Origin of the sequence: Micromonospora sp. M51, assembly GCF_018070305.1 — a bacterium.
Taxonomy (GTDB): domain Bacteria; phylum Actinomycetota; class Actinomycetes; order Mycobacteriales; family Micromonosporaceae; genus Micromonospora; species Micromonospora parva.
In genome coordinates this window covers 1-4,918 of record NZ_JAGPXZ010000471.1, presented here as the reverse complement: position 1 = coordinate 4,918, position 4,918 = coordinate 1, and the positions used below count along the sequence as shown (strand labels likewise).

Genomic DNA, 4,918 nt, shown 5'->3' with positions numbered 1-4,918 from the left:
CTCCCGCTCACCGGCGTGGCCGTCACCAGCATCGCCCTCGGCGGTGTCGCCCTGATCGGTGGCGGCGCCCTGCTGATGATGCGTCGCCGACGCGACCGGATCACCTTCACCAGCTGACCGACGAACACCCACGACCGGTTCCGGACATCGCTCCGGGGCCGGTCGTGGGCGTTTCGCATGCCTCGCTCCTCCACATCGGAGGTCCCCCGGCCCGCCTTTCGTACTGACGGGTAACCAAGCCAACAACGTCACAACATTCATGTATTTCGATGGAGTGTCCGCCGCACCCGCTGGTCACGGCCCTTCGTCGCGAGTCGAACACCGGACGACTTCGGCCGGCCGGCGCCCAGCCAGACAAACGTACGGTTGCTGACCGACTACCGCGCGCGGGACAGTACCGACCATCAGCGGTGCCGTCGACGCCGCCGCTCCCCGGTCAACCCTGAGGAGAACGCGATGGCACTACGACTCGCCGACGGCACCGCCTGGACCGACATCCTGGCCCGCGCGGTGGCCGCCACCCCGGAGGCGTTCGGTCCCCAGGTCGACGGCGTCACCACACTGCACAACCTGGTCGAAGGCGAATGGCGGGCAGTCGGCCAGCCCGCCGCGGTCCGTACCCCGGTGGACAACACCGTCCTGGTCAACCTGCCCCGCCTCGACGCCGACACCGCCCGCGCCGCCGTCGCACACGCGGCCACCGCGCACCGGGCCTGGGCGCAGACCCCGCTGGCCGACCGCAAGGCCCGGGTCGCCGACGCCCTCGACTCGCTCACCGCCCACCGCGACCTGCTCGCCCTGCTGCTGGTCTGGGAGATCGGCAAGCCGTGGCGGTTGGCCTGCGCCGACGTGGACCGGGCGCTCGACGGCGTCCGCTGGTACGCGGGCGAGATCGACCGGATGCTCGCCGACGGCCGCGAGCCGCTACCCGGCCCGGTCAGCAACATCGCCTCGTGGAACTACCCGATGAGCGTCCTGGTGCACGCCGAGCTGGTGCAGCTCCTGGCCGGCAACGCGGTCATCGCCAAGACCCCGTCCCAGGGCGGCGCGGTCTGCCTGACCGTCGCGCACGCGCTGATGCGCCGCGCCGGGCTGCCCGCCACTCTCGTCTCCGGCAGCGGCGCCGAGCTGTCCGAGGTGCTGGTCCGGGCACCCGAGATCGGTGCGGTGGCGTTCGTCGGCGGCCGGTCCAACGGCGGCAAGGTGGCCGCCGCGCTGCTCGACAGCGACAAGCGGCACTTCATCGAGCAGGAGGGCCTCAACGCCTGGGGCATCTGGAACTTCTCCCAGTGGGACCTGCTCGCCACCCACCTGAAGAAGGGCTTCGAGTACGGCAAGCAGCGCTGCACCGCGTACCCCCGGTTCGTGGTGCAACGCGACCTGGTCGACGAGTTCCTCGACATGTACCTGCCGGTCGTCCGCTCGGTCCGCTTCGGTCACCCGCTCGCCGTCGGCGACGACTGGGCCGCCGGTGACCCGCTGCCCGAACTGGACTTCGGTCCGCTGATCAGCGCCGCCAAGGCCGAGGAGCTGCACCGCAAGGTCGACGAGGCGATGCGGGGCGGCGCGATTCCCCTGCACCGGGGCAAGCTCACCGGCGCGCCGTTCCTCCCCGGGCAGGACACGTCCGCGTACGTGGCGCCGTCGGTGCTGCTCGCCCCGCCCGGCCGGTCCCGGCTGATGCACGCCGAACCGTTCGGGCCGGTCGACACCATCGTCGTGGTGGACACCACCGACGAGCTGCTGGCCGCCATGAACGCCTCCAACGGCGCGCTCGTCGCCTCGCTGGCCTGTGACGACACCGACGAGGCCGGCAAGCTCGCCGTGGACCTCCAGGCGTTCAAGGTGGGCATCAACAAGCCACGCTCACGCGGCGACCGGGACGAACCGTTCGGCGGCCGGGGCGCCTCCTGGAAGGGCGCGTTCGTCGGCGGCGACCTGCTGGTGCAGGCCGTCACCGTCGGCGGCGACAGCCGGCTCTACGGCAACTTCCCCGACTACAGCAGCTACCCCGCCACCTGATCGAGGTGCGCGGCGAGGGCCTCCGTCGACAGGCAGGGGGCTCTCGCCGCGACGTGCCGTTGGCGTACCGTCCAGTGATGGCCATGATCGCGCAGCTCTCGCTGGGAGTGTCCGACGCGGACCGGGCGGGGGCATTCTGGGCCGCCGCCCTCGGCTACCGTCGACGCCCGCCCCGCCATCCCGGCGACGAGTGGATCGTGCTGGAGCCGCCGCCCGGAATGCCCGGCGCTGCCATCGCGATGGACCTCAGCGAGAGCCCGGCCGAGGAGTTCCCCCGCGTCCACCTCGACCTGGACGCCGGTGAGCGCACCCTCGACGAGGAGGTCGACAGGTTGCTGGCCCTCGGCGCCCAGCGTGTCGACTGGCGGCACTACCCGACCGATCCACTCCCGACCGAGCCCCCGTACGTGGTGCTCGCCGACCCGGAGGGCAACCGGTTCTGCGTGTCGGGTCGGCGCGAACCGCCCGAGCGCCCCCGCTAGCCGCCCGGTACGGTCACTGCGGCCGGGGCGGCGAGCGGCACGGTGCAGCTGAGCACTGTGCCGTCGCGTTCGGTGGCGGCGGGCCGGTCCAGCCGGCGCAGGGTACGCAGCATCGGTGCGTTCTCGGCCTGCACGTGCAGCACGAGCGCCGCGTAGCCGGCCGCGTCGGCGTGCCGCACCAGCCGGCGCAGCAACGCCGTGCCGAGGTCCCGCCGCTGCCAGTCGTCGCGCACCAGCAGCGCCACCTCGGCCTCGTCGCCCTCGCCGAGCAGGTTCGCCATGGCGACCACCGACTCCGCCGCGCCGTCGGCGGCCACCGTCGTGGCCAGCAGGGTCAACCCCCGCTCCGGCTCCAGCACCCGGCGCAGCCGGGCCGGGTGGGGCAGCGACGCTCCGCCCAGGTAACGCCGCTGCCGGCTTCGCGGGGAACAACCCTCGTGCAACTCCAGAACGCCCGACAGGTCTTCCGCGCACGCCGGCCGGACGGACACCTCGGCGCCGTCGGGCAGCACCAGGGTGACCTGTTCGGCGGCCCGCCGCGCCACCGTGGCGGCCAGCTCGACAAGGGCCTGCGCCCGCGCGTACTCCGCCGGGGTGAACGCGGGCGCCGCCCGGCCCAGCGTGAACGCGCCGCCCGCCGGATCGGCCAACGACATGCCGGTGCCGGCGATGCCCCGCTCGACGCCGGTCGACGCCGGTCGCCAGCTCACCGAGTCGGCGCCGAGCAGCGTCCGCAGGGCCTCACCTGTCGAATCCGGGTCCCGCACCAGCCTGTTGGCGAGACCGAGCATCCGGGTGGGCTGGTCGACCAGGCCACGCGCCTCGCTGCGCGCCACCCAGCAGTCCCGCCCGCGACCACGCTCGACGGCCGCGACCAGGTCGGCCTCGTCGAGCGTGTCCGGTGCGTCGACCAGGAAGTCGTCCACCGCGCCCTGCTCGGTGGGCTGCACCTGCACGGTGTGGATGTTGACCCCGCGCAGCGCGAGGCTGGCCGTGAGCACCGACAGGTAACCCGGCCGGTCGTCCACCGTCGCTCGGATCCGCCACAACGTCATGGTTGGCTCCCTTCACCGGGTACCACCCTCGTCTCCCGCTGTTGCCTCCCGATTGCCCGGCGGTGACGGGTAGCGCTCAGGCCGATGTCCCCGCCCGGGTGTTCCGCTACGCGGTGCGGCCGCGGTAGCCGATGGGGCCCTCCCCGACCCGCTGGTAGGTACCCAGGAACCCACCGTCGCCGAAGGCGACAGTGCCGTTGTTACCGCGCAGGTCCCGCCAGGCCAGCCTGGTGACCGGGCGGCCGACCGCGGCCACCGAGAGGAGCAGGTCACCCGAGCGGTGCCACCCACCGGCCCAGCCCTCCTGGGTGGAGAAGCGCCGAGCCTCCTTGGCGACGGTGTCGCGCTGGGTCAGCCGGCCACGGAACTCCGTCGGCTCTCCGCCCGGCTGCCGCCGCCAGCCGTAGAAGGCGGCCTGCTGCTTCTCGAACGTGATCGCGTACTCGGCGCCGGACTCGTCGGCCCAGGCCACCTGCTCGAGAACGGCCTGCTCGCCGCGGTCGATGAAGATGGTGATGTCGCCGGCGTCGCTGGCGTACCGCAGCACCGGCTCGGCGATCGCCCGCCGTTCGAGGGCCAGTCCCGCCTGGTCGTGTGCGTGCATCGGGTCGATCGTCACCCGGTACAGCCACAGCATGCTGCGGGCGTCGACACCGCTCTCGATGCGCAGCGTGTTCCGGCCGGCCGTCAACTCCTCGGCCGGCACCGCGAAGACCAGCCGTTGCGGGAGCCCACCGCCGTTGGGGATCCGCAGCCGGTTGGCCAGCGGCCTGCCGTTGAGGCGGACGGTGAGCGGGGCGTACCCGGGCGCCCGGGAGAGCATCGACGCGAGCGCCCGGACGGCGACACAGGCCTCGCCGACGACGGCCGGGTCGGGCACGTCGAACTCCAGCTCGACCGACCCGCCGGCCCCGATGGCCAGGTGGTCGCCGGCGGCCGAGGAACGGTCGACGCCGGTGATCCTGACGTTCCCGACGCGGGGCGGCTCGGTGCCGAAGTCGGCGTAGGTGGGGTCCATCTGGATCCCGGGCCGCCGCCCGCTCGCCGGCGCGGCAGCCGGCGGCCGCAGCAGCACCTCGTAGGACCGGGCGGTCCGCTCGGCGTTGCCGTATCCGAGGTTGGCGGCGCCGAAGGCCGACCGCACCTTGCCGATGTGCAGGGCGCCCGGCCCGACCGCCGCGCGGGCGACGTAGAGCGGTTCGCCGTCAGCCTCGTGGCCCGCCGGCAGCGCGTCCGCGGGCACCGCCCCACCGGACGCGATGCCCCAGACGCCGTGGTCCATCAGCACCTCGTACTCGTCGACGCGGACCTCCGCGCCGGCCCAGGTGGTCTTGGCGGCGCCGAAGGCCGGGCGGACCT

General features: G+C 73.5%; 5 protein-coding genes. 3 read left to right on the top strand and 2 right to left on the bottom strand.

Annotation, left to right across the window (positions count from 1 at the left end; translation table 11 throughout):
* From KBX53_RS22300 to KBX53_RS22290, 3 genes are all read left to right on the top strand, one after another.
* On the top strand, positions 1 to 117 hold a 117-nt coding region (locus tag KBX53_RS22300; protein ID WP_210861443.1), incomplete at its 5' end, for an LPXTG cell wall anchor domain-containing protein.
* A gap of 339 nt (positions 118 to 456) precedes the next feature.
* Positions 457 to 2,022 carry an aldehyde dehydrogenase family protein gene (locus tag KBX53_RS22295; RefSeq protein ID WP_030336144.1) on the top strand — a complete coding sequence of 522 codons (1,566 nt, stop codon included), beginning with the start codon at positions 457 to 459 and terminating at the stop codon, positions 2,020 to 2,022.
* A gap of 77 nt (positions 2,023 to 2,099) precedes the next feature.
* Positions 2,100 to 2,504 (top strand): VOC family protein, encoded by a 405-nt coding sequence (locus tag KBX53_RS22290; RefSeq protein WP_247676042.1) that lies wholly within the window; start codon positions 2,100 to 2,102, stop codon positions 2,502 to 2,504.
* Here KBX53_RS22290 and KBX53_RS22285 read toward each other — a convergent pair.
* Both KBX53_RS22285 and KBX53_RS22280 read right to left on the bottom strand, forming a co-directional pair.
* Positions 2,501 to 3,559: a GNAT family N-acetyltransferase gene (locus KBX53_RS22285; protein ID WP_210861440.1), complete on the bottom strand. Its 1,059-nt coding sequence runs from the start codon at positions 3,557 to 3,559 to the stop codon at positions 2,501 to 2,503. The genes KBX53_RS22290 and KBX53_RS22285 overlap by 4 nt on opposite strands.
* Before the next feature lie 106 nt (positions 3,560 to 3,665).
* Positions 3,666 to 4,918 (bottom strand): DM9 repeat-containing protein (locus KBX53_RS22280; protein ID WP_210861438.1); only part of this gene is annotated, 1,253 nt, incomplete at its 5' end.